This window comes from Arenibacter palladensis, assembly GCF_900129275.1.
GTDB classification, from domain to species: domain Bacteria; phylum Bacteroidota; class Bacteroidia; order Flavobacteriales; family Flavobacteriaceae; genus Arenibacter; species Arenibacter palladensis.
This window is the reverse complement of sequence record NZ_FQUX01000011.1, coordinates 84,071-100,551: the sequence shown is the minus strand read 5'-3', so window position 1 is coordinate 100,551 and position 16,481 is coordinate 84,071. Positions and strand designations below refer to the sequence as shown.

The window sequence follows — 16,481 nt, the reverse complement described above, 5'->3', positions numbered from 1 at the left end:
ATTAATCATATTAAAGATGTCACCAAAGGCTCTGAATATCATTTTTTTGAGGAATCACGTTCAATTAAGGACGACTTAAGAATTGTAGTTTTTGCCATGTTGGCTTTGGCACTGGGTGGGTTGCCAATTTCTTCCAACAATAACGTTGTGGCTATTTGCCCAATTTGAAAACCCGGTTGATCTATCGTGGTCAAGGAAGGATCTATTACCGCCGAAATAGGCTCGTTACTAAACCCCACAATTGCGATATTTTCCGGCACTTTTACTCCTTCATTCTTAAAATATTTCATAGCGCCTATGGCAGCAATATCATTGGCAGAAAACAATCCATCTACCTTGTATGGCAAGGAAAGTAAGGTTTTGGCTCCTTCAGACCCATCATTTTCCATAAGGCTGGAACGCAGTACCAGTTCCGATCTATATGGAATTTTGTGTTTTTCCAAGGCTTTTCTGTAGCCAGCGGTCCTATTCCTGTAAATGGCCAATTCCTGTGGCCCAGAAAAATGCCCAATATTTTTACATCCATTTAAAATTAAATGTTCCGTGGCATCGAACCCGCCCTGAAAATCGTCGATCAGCACACTGTTAACACCCTCTATCTCACAATGCCTGTCAAAAAATAAAAATGGGGTACCGTTGTTTTTCATTTTCAGCAAATGCCCGTATTCATCCGTTTCCATGGAAACCGACAACAATACCCCGTCCACCCGGTTTGCCAAAAGGGTCTCTACAATATTACGCTCCCTATCCAATTGTTCCAAGGACTGGCAAATAATGACGTTATAGCCTGCGTCATAGGCGGTCTCTTCAATCCCAGAAATTACTGATGAAAAAAAGTGACGGGATATCCTTGGCACAATTACCCCTATAGTATTGGTTACACTTTTACGAAGGTTGGAAGCCAATAAATTGCGTTGATATCCCAATTCGTTTGCCTTGGCCATTATCCTGTCCTTGGTCTTTTGGCTTACCCTTGGACTATTGTTCAATGCCCTGGAAACCGTAGAGGCATCTATCTTTAAGGCCTTTGCAATATCGTGTATGGTTGTTTTATTTTCCACAAATAATGGGTATCTTGACTTTATCAAAGATACATATTCACGAATACAATCGATTGTATTTCGGTGGATTTTTAATATATTTACAAACTAGCTATTGAAACACTTCAATATTCACCACTATTTAAGAAACTAATAATTAGATATTTAGAATCATGAAAAACAATTACGAGGTTAGATATGCCTGTTCTCCCAAGGAGACCAGAGCGTTCACCACAGAAGAACTGAGAAAAGAGTTCCTAATCCAAAATTTAATGGAAGCGGATACCATCAATTTGGTCTACACCCATTTCGACAGATATATAGTTGGAGGGGCAGTGCCCGTTAAAACTTCACTAAAACTAGCTACTATAGATCCTTTAAAATCGGATTATTTTTTGGAGCGAAGGGAGATCGGTATTATCAACGTAGGCGGTGCGGGCTCCGTAACCGTTGATGGCCAAAAATACGATTTGGACTATAAAGAGGCCCTGTATATCGGCAAAGAAAACAAGGAGGTCAGCTTCAGCAGTGACAGTGCGGACAAACCTGCCAAATTCTATCTAAACTCAACCCCGGCACACAAGGTATTCCCTACCAAAAAAATAAGCAGGGCAGATGCAGAAATCGTGGAAATGGGATCTATGGAAACCGCCAATGCCAGAACCATAAGAAAATTGATCGTAAACAGTTTGGTAGAAACCTGTCAGGTGCAAATGGGAATGACCGAATTAAAACCGGGCAGTGTTTGGAACACCATGCCGGCACATGTACACGACAGGAGAATGGAAGTTTATTTCTATTTTGAAGTCCCTGAAGAGCAGGCTGTTTGCCATTTTATGGGTCAACCCCAAGAAACACGACATATCTGGATGGCCAACAATGAAGCCGTAATTTCCCCACCATGGTCCATACATTCCGGTTCAGGAACCAGCAATTACACTTTTATCTGGGGAATGGCCGGTGAAAACCTGGATTATGGCGATATGGACCACTGCAAAATAAAAGACTTAAAATAACCCTAAGAGAACATAAATATGTCATTGAATCTATTTGATTTAACAGGTAAAACAGCCCTGATTACGGGAGCTACGCACGGCCTTGGCAAAGCCATGGCCATTGGACTGGGAAAAGCAGGTGCCACCCTGGTCGTTAACGGAGCCTCCTCCCAGGTAAAATTGGACAATGCCGTTGCCGAATACAAGGCTCTGGGATTAAAGGCCTATGGCTACCTTTTTGATGTTACCAATGAAGCCGCGGTCATGGAAAATATTTCCAAAATTGAAAAAGAGGTGGGACATATAGATATTTTGGTAAACAATGCCGGGATCATCAAAAGAATTCCCTTGGAGGAAATGGAGGTTGCCGATTTTGAAGAAGTGGTAAAAGTAGATTTGGTGAGTCCGTTTATCGTTTCCAAACATGTGGTAAAGGGCATGATTTCCAGAAAGGAAGGCAAGATTATCAACATTTGCTCCATGATGAGCGAATTGGGCCGAAATACGGTAGGTGCCTATGCCGCCGCCAAAGGTGGATTAAAAATGCTGACCCGTAATATGGCCACCGAATGGGCCAAGCACAATATTCAGGTCAATGGTATAGGACCCGGCTATTTTGCCACTGCACAGACCGCCCCTATAAGGGTAGACGGGCATCCGTTCAATGATTTTATAGTGGGCAGAACCCCTGCCGGTAAATGGGGAGATCCGGACGACCTGCAAGGTGCAGCCATCTTCCTAAGTTCCAAGGCAAGCAACTTTGTTAACGGACAAATAGTTTATGTAGATGGAGGCATATTGGCCACCATTGGAAAACCAGCCAATGAAAATTAAAACTGCCGTCATGAAAATACTTTATAAAACACTTCTTTTTTCCTTAGTGGCAGTGCTGTGCCTAGCCTGCTCCGAAAAAGAAATACCCACCACCATTACGGTAAAAAATGTTCTTGACCGCGAGAGGTCTTTGGAGACCGTAGAGCTCACCAAGGATATGTTGAAGGTGGAAGACCTATCCACTGTTGGCATTAAGAACAAGGAAACCAATACCCTCGAAATTATCCAAACGGTAGATAATGATGGGGACGGTGTTTTGGACATGATCCTATTTCAACCTAGAATAGCGGCGAAGGGAGAAAGCCAGTTTGAAGTAGTCACAGTCGAACCAGGGGAAAACCCCTCGGCACCAGAGTTGTGCTACTCCAGATTTGTCCCGGAACGTACCGATGACTACACTTGGGAAAACAACAAGGTTGCATTTCGTGTCTACGGACCCACCGCCCAGAAAATGGTGGAGGACAAGGTACCTGGCGGCACTTTGTCCAGTGGTGTCGATGCCTGGTTGAAGCGGGTAGATTACCCCATAATTGACAAATGGTACAAAGAGGAATTAAGTGGCGTAAGTAGTTACCACAAGGATACCGGCGAAGGCCTGGATGATTTTCACGTAGGCGCCAGTCGTGGGGTTGGCGGTATTGCCGCCAGAGTAGACACTACCTTCTACTATTCCAAAAACTATACGCAATGGCGTACCATTACCACCGGCCCTATAAGGACCAGCTTTTATTTGGAATACGCAGCCTGGGACGCCAATGGAAAAACCATCAAGGAGTCCAGAGTTATAAGCTTGGACCTCGGCCAAAATTTATCCAAATTCAAAATCAATCTAGAGGGGGTGGATAATATTTACGCCGGACTCACCCTGCACGAAAAGGACGGAGAGGTTAGCGGAAATACAGAAAAGGGATGGGTAAGCTACTGGCAGCCCCATGGCGATTCCGAATTGGGTACGGCTATCCTTGCCCCTAGGGATACTTTCATGGATTTTGAAAAGTACGATGTCCCCACCAAGGACCTAAGCAATGCCTACGCCCATTTGAAAGTTAAAAACAAGGAAGTATGCTACTACGCAGGCTTTGGATGGAAAAAAAGCGGGCAATTTAACAGCAAAGCGGATTGGGAGCAGTATTTAAACGCCTTTTCCGAACAGATAGAACACCCCTTGGAAGTTACCGTAACTCCATAAGGAATAGTTTCTGACAAACATTACATAAGGCAATACCCATAGGTGCATAAAATGCCCTGGGGTATTGCCTTTTTTAAGTCCAAATTTTAACTTCAATTTGTGTTTTCCATCAGAAATATCCCTGGTTTATATGCGTAAATTTATAAAGTCAATTCCATTAGGGAAAGGGTATTAGGCATCGGAAGGAAACGACCAACCTACTTAGTTTTGGAATTTGAAAAATTATGCAAATAATGGATAATTCTTAAATGATATGTTTTTGCAAAAATTGGGATTAATATAATTTGTTATGCTTTTTAATTTCATGTTTATTTATTGTAATGAATCAATTAAAACTTAATTTGAAATTATTCTTTCATTTTACTCAACTGGTTTATTACTTTTTTATCGGTTTTCGTGAATCTACGATTTCTTTGCTTTCCAATGAAACCGACGCAGGAGGTTCATGAATACCTTAATATAAAATACAAAGGCAATGAATAAAACGAAACAAAAGAAAAGACCCTTCTTCACTAGGTGGTCCATAAAATCTCGGGATTAAATGGACCGATGCCATGGCCTAAATTATTTCCAAGGTTTCAATAATTCTTTACGGCCATGCCATCTCCACGACGGAAGAAGAACGAACAAACCATAGACTTTGAGGACAATGCTCAAAGGTATTTAATAACAGAAAATGATTTATCCTCACATGACGGTTGACGGAACAAAGGACCGGCCTATTTTCAATTTCGTCTTAAATCAAGTGGTTTCCACATTGGTTTATGGAAGCCGTCCAAAGAGCATTTCACCTAAGTGAAAGCGGCCTGGGCGGTGCGGCCGTGGAAAGTGCGTAGATTTAAAGAAATTTAAAATCAGCCTAGCGTTTTTTGGTTCGTTTTTTGGGCGATGCAAAAAATGAACAGAACATGAATTCTAGAATTGTCTAATCTTTTTTTCTAGTTTACACCTAACTTTCGAAATTGATTCGACACTACAAATAACATTTCGACGCCCCCCCCTGAACGGAAAGGGCAAACAAGCGTCGGAGTATTCTAATTAACTTAGTAAGTAAAGGCTTAGTAATTATTTATAAAAGACGCGATATGGACCTACAAAAACTGGAAAGAGAACTCGAATATATATATGAAACACTTTTAAAGCATGAGTCCACCGCGGATAGCATAGCCGCTTCGGTACATCCTCAATATAGGTCCAGCGCCAAGAACCTATACCGCTATTTGCTGCTTCGCAGTATGGACATCCGCAAGCTTCAGAGCGATCTATCCGAATTAGGGATTTCCTCATTGGGAACAGGGGCCGGTTATGTTTATGAAAATATCTCCAATGCCCTTAAGCTGGTTAAATTATTGAACGGAAAAACTTGGGAAAGGAATGGCGACTTGGAAGCCCTTGGGTTTGCAGGAAGCAAGAATTTATTGATGGATCATGCCAATGACCTCTTTGCGTCCGACCATGGCGAAAGGGATACCGAAATAATGGTTACTATGCCCGATGAGGCAGCCACCGACAAAAAACTTATTAAGAAGTTGCGTTTTGCAGGTATGGGCATTGCCCGATTAAACCTTAGCCATGGCAATGAAGCGCTTTGGAAAAAAATCCTGAACAAAATAAAAGCCGTTTCAAAGGAAAGTGATTCCCCCATCCATATTTATATGGACCTACCGGGGCCAAAAATTAGAATTAGCAATATTTACCTAAAAAAGGATACCGGAAAAGCCTGGGATACCGTTCCCTTCGTAAAGATTGGTAAAGGGGAAAAATTATTACTGATAAAACACAACTCCCCACATGTTTCAGGGAACCACAAAAAGTCAATAGCCCCTAAGGAAACCATTCTAGTGGAAGTTTCCCTGCCGCAAATTATTGATGACCTTAAAAAGGGACAGACAGTATTTTTTGATGATGGTGCCATAGAGGCCAAAGTATTGGGCATCACCGAGGATACGGCATCCCTGGTGGTGAAAAAATCGCATAAGAAAAAACTAAGGCCTGGGAAAGGTATCAATTTACCGGATACCCATCTTAACCTGCCTTCCCTAACTCCGGAAGATGTACAACTATTGCCATTCATTAGTGCCCATGCAGACCTTATGGGCTATTCCTTTGTACGAAATGCGAATGATGTGGCCATTCTATATGAGGAATTGGACAAATTGGGAGATAAGGATACCGGGGTGGTCTTTAAAATAGAGAACAGGGCGGCATTCGAGAATCTACCAGCCATCCTTTTCAGCGCTATGAAAAGACCCAAAATAGGCGTCATGATAGCCAGGGGCGATTTAGCGGTGGAGATAGGATTTGAACGCATTTCAGAAGTACAGAACCAAATACTGTGGTTCTGCGAGGCAGCGCAGATACCTGTCATCTGGGCTACCCAAGTATTGGATACCATGGCCAAAAAAGGCATGGCCACCAGGGCTGAAATTTCGGATGCCACTATAAGTGCCCAGGCAGAATGTGTTATGCTCAATAAGGGGCCTTTTATAGTAGAAGCCACCAAAACCTTAAAGAATGTGCTGCAGCGCATGGAAGCCCATTCCCAAAAATCCAAAAAAACCTTGCGGGCACTAAAAGTGGCCAAAATGGGACTTAAAAATATTCATAAAGATTTTCCGGTGAAGTAATATTACCCGCTATAAACTGAAACTTTTGAAGGATAAGATTTGCTATATTAGACCGATATAATGGGGATACAGTTTGTTGTTCCTATATACGTATGTTCGAAATGTCAAAAAAAATGAAGAAACTTTTATTCCTATCCCTATTATTTATCAACTTTGGATTTGCCCAAAGTGGATTTATAGAAATAGAAATCAGGGATTCCATTAGAATAAAACCAAAAAAATTTGAATATCATGTTCAGATTAGTGAATCGAAGTTTGCCAGACTGGATGCCAATGGGGTAGCTGGTACAGATTCGACAAAAATAAAAATGCGCGAAAAGTACCAGGAACTTGAAGTATTGCTTGAAAATAAAAAGTATAAAACCAGGCCCTTAAATAATTCTGAATTTCAAATTCACGATTATGCCGGATTTTGGAAATTAGGCTTTGCCGTTGAATTACAAAATTCCAAAGAGCTGGAAAAACTGACTACGGAATTGAAGACATTGGACTATATCTCCGGGTCTGTAGGTGAAATTGAATATGGGGACACAGAATTGTCCGAAAAAAGATTGTTTTCGAAGATCTTGGCAAAAGCAAAAAGAAAAGGACAAATGATTGCTGACCTTACAGGACAAAAATTGGGTAAGATTATTGAATTAAAAGAAGGTAAGGATCTGGTTGAAAATATAAGTATACCTTACGGGGCCACTTACCTAAGTTCTCTACAAAATAAAAATTGGGATGTTAGTAAAAACATCTTATTTGGTCATCAATGGAAAACTGTAATGATAAAATTTAGTGCGGAATAATAACGCTGGCCACATTCCCCGCCAGTGCGAGCCTGCCTAATCGTCAGTCAGGCCTGCCCAAGTCCTATAGACCGGGAATTTCAAATTTGACGCACTTTTGCTTTTAGCAGGTCGGTATCCAATACCAAATAAGTTGCAGGAACATCCATTAGCTTCCCTCCGTGATACCCCATGACGGCCCCTGGATTGATCAGCAGGGTGTCGCCAACCATTTCATCGTTAACAACGGTATGGTTATGCCCATAGCACACTATTTCGAAACCTCCATTCTCTGCAATTGCCCTAGCTTTTTCAGGGTAGTGGTTCATAGCCAACGATCTACCGCCCAAGTCGCCTCTAAAATATTCTCCGTGAATGTGAATATTCGGATATTTCTTGGAATTCCCTATGATAGCCGCAACATCCCCATCGTTATTGCCCAATACCATATGGATAGGATTGGAATACGCAGACCCCAATAAATGTATGACAAAGGGCGAACAAAGGTCACCACAAAAAAGCATCGCTTCCGTAGCTTGAAGTTCCGGCATGGATAAGGCTTTTTGCAGGTTCCAGATGTTATCGTGGATATCGGAAATTACGGTGATTTTCATTTGTAATATCTATTAGTATCATTAGGGTTCTAAAAACAGTAACTGGTCTTTTAATCCATCCATTAATTAGACTAAGCTTATTTTTTAGAAATTTCAGGGAAAATTATAAGCATGTCTTTTTTTATTATTTTGCCTATTGCAGGCCTTGTACCTGAAAAACCATTAAATTCACTCTCGGGCGCGAACCTTGGTCACAGATACATGAATAATCATCAATTAAAGGCAAACAAATTTAGTTAATTTTAAAATGGGACCCTATAAGACATTTGAAACAGAAAGGTTAATTATAAAACCCACCTCGCAAGAGGATGCTGCATTTATTTATGAGCTGTTCAACACTCCCAAATGGCTAAAAAACATTGGGGACAGAAATATTGGCTCGCCCGAAATGGCAAAAGAGTATATTTTAACCAAAATGCAACCTCAACTGGAACGACTTGGATTTTCCAATTATACCCTCATAAGAAAAACGGACACGGTAAAAATTGGATGTTGTGGATTATATGATAGGGATGGATTGGAAGGCATCGATATTGGATTTGCCTTTTTGCCAGAATATGAAGGTCAAGGTTTTGCCTTTGAAGCCGCCGACAAATTAAAAAATGTAGCCTTCAAGGAATTCGGGCTCCATGCCCTTAGTGCCATAACCTCCAAACACAATGTTGCCTCCCAAAGATTGCTGGAAAAACTTGGTTTGGCATTAGCGGGAACAACCATTCTTCCCAACAGCAAGGAAGAATTGCTTTTATTTACCATTGAAAAATAAATTTTCACACTATATATTAACAACGTATTTCGGGCCCATAAAATCCTTCATCCCAATGGCGCATAAAAAGAGAAGACATTATAGTTCCTCAAGGCAACCTAACTGAAATTAAAGGATTACCTAAAGTTAAAAAAAATGGATAGGGTTCCTAAATTCTTTTACCCCATCAATTCACCCTTTTAAACAGCAACAAACTCATATCCATAACTTCCTCCCCAGGTATTTTCAGCGCTTTGAGCACTAGGTTGCCCCTACCCTTTTTCAAGCTAATTTTCCCTAGATCCATAGGAATAAAGTCCTTGGTATAGGATTCAATTCTGGGGTCACGGTCCCGCTCTGCCCCAACTAGCGGCGGATCATGGGCCTTCGTAATAGTTGCCTTTAACGAACTTTCACCTAAGCTTAATTCAAATTGGGAGCCCAAGTCCTTTTCTTTGGCGGTGTAATAAAGCTCCACTTCAAACTCCCCATCGGCCAGCACTTCTACATCCCAGCTGATACTATCCTTTGTGCTTTTCCAATTTGTAAAAAAGGTATCGTTGGGATGCCTATTACTCCGTTCTATATTGCCATGCGCAAACCCGTCCCGGGCGGGAATCTGGGTGTATATATAATCAGGATGCCCCAAAGTAAAAGGCCGATCCTCCGTCTCCTTGGATTTTGGCATTACTTCTTGCAGCCAATCGCTTTTTAACCGTTTCAAAGAATCTGCAAGCTGTGGTTGTTTCCCGGAAAGGTCTGTGGTCTGTCCGCCATCTTTTTCCATATCGTAAAGCCTATCCTCACTATCCAAGCGATATTTTTGCGTTCGGATACTTGTACCACTGTTCCAATGATTATAGACCACCCTATCGTCCCAACTGGCGTTATCCTCCATCAACAAGGGCTTTAAACTTTTCCCGTCCAAGGGTTTCTGGGGATTCAATTCAATTTGGGCCAAATCCGTTAAGGTGGGCAATAAATCTATGGAACTTGCTATTTGCGAAATACGCTTGCCTTTAGGTAGCTTATTCTTCCATTGCATCGCCAAAGGGGAACGTACCCCGCCCTCATCGGTAGATCCCTTTTTGCCACGCATCCCTGCATTCCATCGCCAACCGTTTGGTCCGTTGTCCGACAGATATATCACCAGAGTATTTTCTTCCAGTTGCAGGTCCCTTAATTTATTAAATACCCTGCCCACATTATAATCTATATTCTCCACCATGGCCAGGGCCGCTCTGGTAAAGTTCTCGTTCTCTTCCTCTTCCCCATGGTATTTCAAGGCAAGTTCCTTGTCCTTAAATTTGTGCCAAAATTCATGGGGTACCTGCATAGGACTATGGGGCGTATTAAATGGCAGGTACAGGAAAAATGGCTGCTCCTGCTTTTTATCCATAAATTCCAATCCTTTGTTGGTAAGATCGTCAATTATAAAGCCGTCACCTTTTACAATTTCCCCGTTATGCTCCAACATGGGACTAAAATAATTGCCCCAATGCCCGGAACAAAAGCCATAAAAATCATCGAAACCCCTAGCATTGGGATGATAAGGAGGTTGCATGCCGTTATGCCATTTTCCATAGGCCGCAGTGGCGTATCCTGCTTCCCTAAAGACTTCGGCTATTGTGGTTTCATCCAGATTTAAACGTTCGCCACCCGAAGAAGTGGAATAGACCCCTACCCTTGGAAAATAGCGCCCGGTGAGCAGTTCGGCCCGGGTAGGTGAACAAACGGGACTAACATAAAAATGATCGAACATCACCCCATTTTTGGCTATAGCATCTATGTTGGGGGTTGCTAGATTGGTATTTCCAGTAATGCCCAAATCTCCCCAGCCTTGATCGTCGGCCAAAATGAGCACAATGTTGGGTTTATGGTTGTGTTGGGTATTGGAAGTGGATTCTGGTTTTGCCTTTTCCTTGCACGCCAGTGGTATTCCCAATATGGCCAAGGCCATACACTTCACTAAAATATTCCTCATTTGGCAGTTTTTTAATTGGTTGGATTTTGGAAGTATAAGATAAGAAACTTAATGGATTACTATGCATATGGCCTAAAACCTACATTGGAAGTCTTTTCCCTATCCTTCTTTTCTTTTTGTACTTCAGGCCGCATGGGTCAAGCGTACATTATGAGGTCTGCTAATAACCAAATCAAAGAAAAGATTCAAGAAAGATTTCTTCCCCTAAACAGATATTATTAACCAAAAATAGTTGAATTTAGAGCTGACCTAAAAAGGGTACATCAACAGGATGAAAGATTTTTTTGAACACTTCAGGCACGAGTTTGAATTACCGTTGGAAAATCCGGTACTGATTTTTTCTTTGATCCTGTTTATTATTCTGCTATCACCCATTCTTCTGAGAAAATTAAATATTCCGGGAATAATTGGTTTAATTATTTCAGGGGTGGTAATAGGGCCGTTTGGACTTAATATTCTCGAAAAAAATTCGGCCATAGACCTGTTTTCAACCATTGGCCTGCTGTATATCATGTTCATTGCTGGTTTGGAACTAGACATGAACGAGTTTAAATCCAATCGAAACAAAAGCCTAGTATTTGGATTTTTTACCTTTATTTTTCCGTTAACCATCGGTTTCCCCGTTTGTTATTTCTTTTTGGAATATGACTTTAATGCCAGTTTCCTTACTTCCAGCATGTTTGCCACCCATACGCTGGTAGCATATCCTATCGTGAGCAAACTGGGGGTTTCAAAAAATCAGGCCGTAGCCGTTACCGTAGGCGGAACTATTTTGACAGACACGGCAGTGCTTATCATACTAGCTGTAATTATGGGAAACAGCGAAGGCAATCTGAATATGGCCTTTTGGATCCAATTGGGAATTTCATTAACTATCTTTTCTACTATAATGTTCCTTATAATTCCAAGGATTTCGAATTGGTTTTTTCGTAAACTGGAAAGTGAAAAACACTCCCATTATATCTTTGTCCTTTCCATTGTTTTCTTTGCCGCATTTATGTCCGAATTAGCAGGTGTTGAGCCAATTATTGGAGCATTTGTGGCAGGATTGGCCCTAAATAAACTTATTCCGCACTCTTCGGCCTTGATGAATAGAATACAATTTATAGGCAATTCCCTATTTATTCCCTTTTTCTTAATAAGTGTTGGAATGTTGGTTGATGTTAGTGTTATTCTAAAGGGTGAAACTGCGCTTATTGTGGCAGGAACACTTTCGGTGGTAGCCCTTTTTGGCAAATGGTTTGCCGCTTTGGTCACACAACTAGCCTTTAAATACTCCAAAACCCAACGTCAGCTTATTTTTGGATTGAGCAGTTCCCATGCAGCTGCAACCTTAGCCGTAATTTTAGTTGGCTATAAAGCTCAAATTCTAGACGAAAATATCCTGAACGGCACCATAATACTTATTTTAATTACCTGTGTTGTTGCCTCTTTTGCCACAGAAAAGGCCGCTAAAAAACTGGTCGTGGAGACAGAAGACGATACCACGGGACCACTAAAAGTAAACGGTTTGGATAACGAGCACATTTTATTGCCAATTGCCAATATTGGCAACATGGAAAAACTGCTCGAGTTTTCAATATTTATTAAAGGAAAAAAATCGGCCAATCCCCTATCGGTCCTCTCGGTGGTTTCCAATAACTATGAAGCCGAAAACAATATTCTAAAAGCCAAGAAAAAACTGGAAGAATTCGTGGAACAAGCCTCTGCAACGGAAACGAAAGTAAGCATCATTGCCACAATCGACCACAATGCAGCCAGCGGAATATCCCGTATTGCAAAAGAAATAATGGCAGACATCATTGTTTTGGGATGGCCAAAGCGTACTGGATTCATAGACAAACTTATCGGCGAAAAAGTAGACAGTATTATAAGCAACACCGATAAAACCACTATTATTTGTCATTTTGAAAAGCCATTGGTTTCCCATAAAAGAATTGTAATTGCGGCCCCTCCCTTAACCGAACATGAGAACGGCTTTGAACTTTGGTTTAGCAAAATGGCAAAATTGGCCCAAGAATTAAGCATTCCTATACAGCTGTACTGCAATGAATCTACCTTAAAATCCATAAAGAAGTTGGTAAAGGATTCTAAAATATCGGCAACAATTACTTCTAGTCTTTTCAGTGATTGGGAAGATTTCCAGGATCTCTCAAAAAACGTAAGGGAAAATGATCTATTTGTTTTGGTTTCTGCCCGTGAAGGCGCTGCATCTTATATGGTTATGCTCGAAAATCTCCCCTCCAAAATGGAAAAACATTTCCCCAACAATAGTCGACTTATCATTTACCCCCAACAGTTCGTTCAGAGCTTTGGAAGCAAGCGATATGATCAGATCAACCCTGAACCGCTCAACAAAGGAATTGAAACCATACAAAAGATTGGCAAGGGCATTGGTAATATTTTTAAAAAGGATAACAAAGAATAATCTGCAGGAAGTATTTCTATAACCTAGCTGTTTGCCGCAGTATTCTGGAGGAACTACAAACAGCCGTCTCTCCCCAGTATGGATACTGGGATTGGCTACGTTAATCCCTAAAAGTGCCGTTGTGAAAATTACAAAAAGTTGCGCTTCGCTATATTTCAAAACAACCCGCACCACCCAGAACGGGATCTGGGGATTGGCTGCGCCCATCCCTCAAAGCTCCGCTTTGAAAACCACAAAAAGTTGCACTTCGCTATACTTCAAAAAAGAAGCGAGCTTCATTTTTGAAGCTCGCTTGCACAACCACTTTTTTGTGGTTTATCCGTGACCCCGGAGGGATTCAAACCCCCAACCCTCAGAGCCGAAATCTGATGCGCTATTCAGTTGCGCCACGGGGCCGTACATTTATTTTTCTCCAACGCCTACCTGCAGCCGATTTGAGATACTTTTCCCTTTCTCTAGCTGCCAGTCTGGTTTCATAATCCTCCGTGAGAACTATCACCCAGGGAACATAAGCTTTGGTCGATTTTGTCTTTCCTGAATTATGCTGTTTGATACGAACTTCAATGTTATCCGTAATCCCAACATAATATCTTTCAAAATTACTACTATATATTACATAGACCTTATACATTCCCTATAAAATCCGATGCGCCCCGCCCGAACGTGCCAACAAATATCCAATACACCTACCCTACCTTGTTCGGGCACGGGCGGGTATTCAGTTGCGCCACGGGGCCTTAACTGACCTATTCGGTCAGATATTCTTTCTTAATTGGCCAATTTGGCCTTAACTATATTGGAAATGGTCTTCCCATCTGCCTGTCCGGCCAATTCCTGGGATACGATTCCCATGACCTTGCCCATATCCTTCATTCCTGACGCTCCTATGGCATCTATGGTCTGCACCACTACCTTTTCTATCTCTTCTTCGGTCAACTGCTCTGGAAGGAATTTTTCGATGATCAAGGCCTGTGCCAATTCCGGCTCTGCCAGATCCTCGCGTCCCTGTTCTTTGTAGATGGCCGCGCTGTCCTTGCGTTGCTTTACCAATTTTTGAACCAGCTTTACTTCATCTTCCTCGGAGAGTTCCTTTCCAGGACCTGTTTCCGTTTGTGCCAATAATAAAGCTGATTTTATAGCTCGTAACGACTCCAATGCCACGGTATCCTTGGCCTTCATTGCCGCCTTCATATCTTCCATTACCCTCTGCTGTAAACCCATATCTTTTTTTTAGCCCTGCGAAGATAAAAATAAACCCGAAAATATAAGCTATTTTCGGGTTTAAACTTTAGGTTTTATAGTTGTACGAACAGTACTAATCTACATTGTCATGTAAATAAGAGTTGTTGGAACGTAATTGTATATCATCATTACTATCCTCACTTAAGCTTGTTCTGGAAACTTTGCTTTCCTTAGGGTTCTCATTTAAGTTTATCCCTTGTCTCTTATAGGCTGGTTGCTTGGATATTTCGTCCAAATTGCTAAGGCTATTCTGGAATTTATAATTAAAGTCCTTCAGTTTTCTTCTGCGCTCGTCTGCCCGTTCCTTTAACAAGATTTCAATTGGGGTATTAACCGGATCTTCGTCCTCTACGTTCACCCTCTGCTGGTTGGATTCTGGCCTTGCAACGGTACGCTTTTCAAATATCAACTCGTCCTCAACAATACGGGGCTCAAACTCCTCAGCCTTGGATTTGGCTCCGGTAAGTTTCTTTTCCAACTCCATATAGTCGTCCAAACTATAACGCTTTTCCCCATTCTTGTTATACTCTAGTACAGGAATCACTTCTACGTGATCCTTTACCTCAAAATCCCTTACCTCTTCATCCAAATCGAAGGTAATAACATGTTGCGCTTCCTCTTCATCCTCTGTAGGTTTTTTGGCCAAGGGCATATCAAAACTGAACTCGAACTGATCTTCTTCCTCCACCTTGTTGGATACTACCCGTGGATCAACAACTTCTATATCCTTGATCTCATCGGATGCATTGATAATGATAAAATCGTCCTGAACATTTTCAGCTACTACTTCCTCATAGAATACATTAAAATTCCTAATAAAATTGGTAGTAGGGATCAAATCCATTTTTGGCTCCTCTTGCACCACGTTGCGCTTCACTGGAGTCGCCTTAATTTCCTCTTCTTCGACCAACTGGTGAACAACATTCTTTGGAGTAAGGTTATGCTCCGCGCGTTGCTCATCTTCTAACGTATGAATGATTTTTTTGGATTCCGTATTTACTATATCATCCTGTTGATCTATATTAAAACCCGTGGCAATAACCGTAACTGCGATTGCCTCGCCCAGTCCCTCATCTTCACCAACCCCCATAATGATATTGGCCCCAAAACCTGCCTCATTTTGAATATGGTCATTAATTTCACCTATTTCGTCTATCGTAATTTCCTGAGCACCGGAAACGATAAGTAAAAGTACATTCTTGGCCCCAGTAATTTTGTTGTCGTTTAACAATGGGGAATCCAACGCCTTCATAATGGCCTCATGGGCCCTTGAAGAACCAGAAGAAATGGCCGACCCCATAATGGCCGTTCCACTACTGCTCAATACAGTCTTGGCGTCACGTAAATCTATGTTCTGAGTATAGTGATGTGTTATTACTTCTGCAATACCACGAGCGGCAGTAGCCAATACTTCATCCGCTTTGGAAAAACCAGCTTTGAAACCCAAATTGCCATATACTTCCCTTAATTTATTGTTGTTGATAACAATCAAGGAATCTACATTGGCACGTAATTTTTCTATTCCCAACTGAGCCTGTTGGCAACGCATTTTACCTTCAAATTGAAAAGGCATGGTAACGATCCCCACTGTAAGAACATCCATTTCCTTTGCCATTTTTGCAATGACAGGGGCAGCACCAGTACCTGTTCCCCCGCCCATACCGGCAGTAATAAAGATCATTTTCGTGGTAGTATCCAGCATTTGCTTGATCTCCTCCATACTTTCAATAGCCGCCTGTTCCCCTACTTCAGGATTGGCACCAGCGCCCAATCCTTCCGTCAACGAAACTCCCAATTGTATCTTATTGGGTACGGGGCTATTCTGAAGTGCTTGCGAATCGGTATTGCAAATCACAAAATCCACGCCATTGATACCGGCCTGGAACATGTGATTTATGGCATTACTACCGCCACCGCCAACACCTATGACTTTAATTACGTTACTCTGATTTTTGGGTAAATCAAAGGATATGCTTTCAAATTCAGTGTTCTTGCTCATATTATTTATTTTAC

13 protein-coding genes and 1 tRNA gene are annotated in these 16,481 nt (G+C 41.6%); 7 read left to right on the top strand and 7 right to left on the bottom strand.

Translation table 11 applies throughout. The features are described from left to right. Nucleotides 1–38 precede the first annotated feature (38 nt). Entirely contained in the window at nt 39–1,061 is a 1,023-nt protein-coding gene (locus tag BUA60_RS20910) for a LacI family DNA-binding transcriptional regulator (RefSeq protein ID WP_072865237.1), read from the bottom strand. Between the two features lie 152 nt (nt 1,062–1,213). Between BUA60_RS20910 and kduI the strand changes: the two genes are divergently transcribed. The 5 genes from kduI to BUA60_RS20885 all read left to right on the top strand — a co-directional run bounded on the left by kduI (nt 1,214) and on the right by BUA60_RS20885 (nt 7,476). Then, on the top strand, nt 1,214–2,056 hold the full coding sequence (gene kduI, locus BUA60_RS20905; RefSeq protein WP_072865235.1) for a 5-dehydro-4-deoxy-D-glucuronate isomerase: 843 nt from the start codon (nt 1,214–1,216) through the stop codon (nt 2,054–2,056). A gap of 18 nt (nt 2,057–2,074) precedes the next feature. Further along, the gene (locus BUA60_RS20900; protein WP_072865233.1) at nt 2,075–2,869 is read left to right on the top strand and encodes a gluconate 5-dehydrogenase; all 795 of its coding nucleotides are present in this window, start codon (nt 2,075–2,077) and stop codon (nt 2,867–2,869) included. 10 nt (nt 2,870–2,879) lie between these two features. Next, nucleotides 2,880–4,058, top strand: coding sequence for a DUF4861 family protein (locus tag BUA60_RS20895; protein ID WP_072865309.1), 1,179 nt, complete (start codon nt 2,880–2,882; stop codon nt 4,056–4,058). A 1,085-nt stretch (nt 4,059–5,143) separates the two neighbouring features. Further along, a complete protein-coding gene (locus tag BUA60_RS20890; protein WP_072865231.1) occupies nt 5,144–6,685 on the top strand; it encodes a pyruvate kinase in 1,542 nt (513 codons plus the stop codon). Between the two features lie 113 nt (nt 6,686–6,798). Beyond that, nucleotides 6,799–7,476 (top strand): hypothetical protein, encoded by a 678-nt coding sequence (locus BUA60_RS20885; RefSeq protein ID WP_143153252.1) that lies wholly within the window; start codon nt 6,799–6,801, stop codon nt 7,474–7,476. An 80-nt stretch (nt 7,477–7,556) separates the two neighbouring features. Here BUA60_RS20885 and BUA60_RS20880 read toward each other — a convergent pair whose 3' ends face one another. Beyond that, nucleotides 7,557–8,069 (bottom strand): YfcE family phosphodiesterase, encoded by a 513-nt coding sequence (locus tag BUA60_RS20880; RefSeq protein WP_072865227.1) that lies wholly within the window; start codon nt 8,067–8,069, stop codon nt 7,557–7,559. Nucleotides 8,070–8,316: 247 nt separating this feature from the next. Here BUA60_RS20880 and BUA60_RS20875 point away from each other — a divergent pair, with 247 nt between their 5' ends. Continuing rightward, nucleotides 8,317–8,835, top strand: coding sequence for a GNAT family N-acetyltransferase (locus BUA60_RS20875; protein WP_072865225.1), 519 nt, complete (start codon nt 8,317–8,319; stop codon nt 8,833–8,835). A 166-nt stretch (nt 8,836–9,001) separates the two neighbouring features. Here BUA60_RS20875 and BUA60_RS20870 read toward each other — a convergent pair whose 3' ends face one another. Then, nucleotides 9,002–10,798, bottom strand: coding sequence for an arylsulfatase (locus tag BUA60_RS20870; RefSeq protein ID WP_072865223.1), 1,797 nt, complete (start codon nt 10,796–10,798; stop codon nt 9,002–9,004). 271 nt (nt 10,799–11,069) lie between these two features. Here BUA60_RS20870 and BUA60_RS20865 point away from each other — a divergent pair, with 271 nt between their 5' ends. Further along, the gene (locus BUA60_RS20865) at nt 11,070–13,226 is read left to right on the top strand and encodes a cation:proton antiporter (protein ID WP_072865221.1); all 2,157 of its coding nucleotides are present in this window, start codon (nt 11,070–11,072) and stop codon (nt 13,224–13,226) included. Nucleotides 13,227–13,548: 322 nt separating this feature from the next. Here the strand turns inward: BUA60_RS20865 and BUA60_RS20860 are convergent. The 4 genes from BUA60_RS20860 to ftsZ all read right to left on the bottom strand — a co-directional run bounded on the left by BUA60_RS20860 (nt 13,549) and on the right by ftsZ (nt 16,467). Beyond that, nucleotides 13,549–13,622 (bottom strand) — tRNA-Arg (locus tag BUA60_RS20860). Then, nucleotides 13,600–13,857, bottom strand: coding sequence for a GIY-YIG nuclease family protein (locus BUA60_RS20855; RefSeq protein ID WP_072865219.1), 258 nt, complete (start codon nt 13,855–13,857; stop codon nt 13,600–13,602). The genes BUA60_RS20860 and BUA60_RS20855 overlap by 23 nt, the downstream gene beginning before the upstream one ends. A gap of 137 nt (nt 13,858–13,994) precedes the next feature. After that, entirely contained in the window at nt 13,995–14,447 is a 453-nt protein-coding gene (locus tag BUA60_RS20850) for a GatB/YqeY domain-containing protein (protein WP_072865217.1), read from the bottom strand. A 94-nt stretch (nt 14,448–14,541) separates the two neighbouring features. After that, nucleotides 14,542–16,467, bottom strand: a complete 1,926-nt coding sequence (gene ftsZ, locus BUA60_RS20845; protein ID WP_072865215.1) for a cell division protein FtsZ — start codon at nt 16,465–16,467, stop codon at nt 14,542–14,544. Between the last annotated feature and the right edge of the window lie 14 nt (nt 16,468–16,481).

What these genes read in the sequence shown, in the direction of transcription:
- BUA60_RS20875 (WP_072865225.1), top strand. Translation starts at nt 8,317, where the DNA reads ATGGGACCCTATAAGACATTTGAAACAGAAAGGTTAATTATAAAACCC.
- kduI (WP_072865235.1), top strand. Translation starts at nt 1,214, where the DNA reads ATGAAAAACAATTACGAGGTTAGATATGCCTGTTCTCCCAAGGAGACC.
- BUA60_RS20880 (WP_072865227.1), bottom strand. Translation starts at nt 8,069, where the DNA reads ATGAAAATCACCGTAATTTCCGATATCCACGATAACATCTGGAACCTG.
- ftsZ (WP_072865215.1), bottom strand. Translation starts at nt 16,467, where the DNA reads ATGAGCAAGAACACTGAATTTGAAAGCATATCCTTTGATTTACCCAAA.
- BUA60_RS20885 (WP_143153252.1), top strand. Translation starts at nt 6,799, where the DNA reads ATGAAGAAACTTTTATTCCTATCCCTATTATTTATCAACTTTGGATTT.
- BUA60_RS20890 (WP_072865231.1), top strand. Translation starts at nt 5,144, where the DNA reads ATGGACCTACAAAAACTGGAAAGAGAACTCGAATATATATATGAAACA.
- BUA60_RS20900 (WP_072865233.1), top strand. Translation starts at nt 2,075, where the DNA reads ATGTCATTGAATCTATTTGATTTAACAGGTAAAACAGCCCTGATTACG.
- BUA60_RS20850 (WP_072865217.1), bottom strand. Translation starts at nt 14,447, where the DNA reads ATGGGTTTACAGCAGAGGGTAATGGAAGATATGAAGGCGGCAATGAAG.
- BUA60_RS20865 (WP_072865221.1), top strand. Translation starts at nt 11,070, where the DNA reads ATGAAAGATTTTTTTGAACACTTCAGGCACGAGTTTGAATTACCGTTG.
- BUA60_RS20870 (WP_072865223.1), bottom strand. Translation starts at nt 10,798, where the DNA reads ATGAGGAATATTTTAGTGAAGTGTATGGCCTTGGCCATATTGGGAATA.
- BUA60_RS20895 (WP_072865309.1), top strand. Translation starts at nt 2,880, where the DNA reads ATGAAAATACTTTATAAAACACTTCTTTTTTCCTTAGTGGCAGTGCTG.
- BUA60_RS20855 (WP_072865219.1), bottom strand. Translation starts at nt 13,857, where the DNA reads ATGTATAAGGTCTATGTAATATATAGTAGTAATTTTGAAAGATATTAT.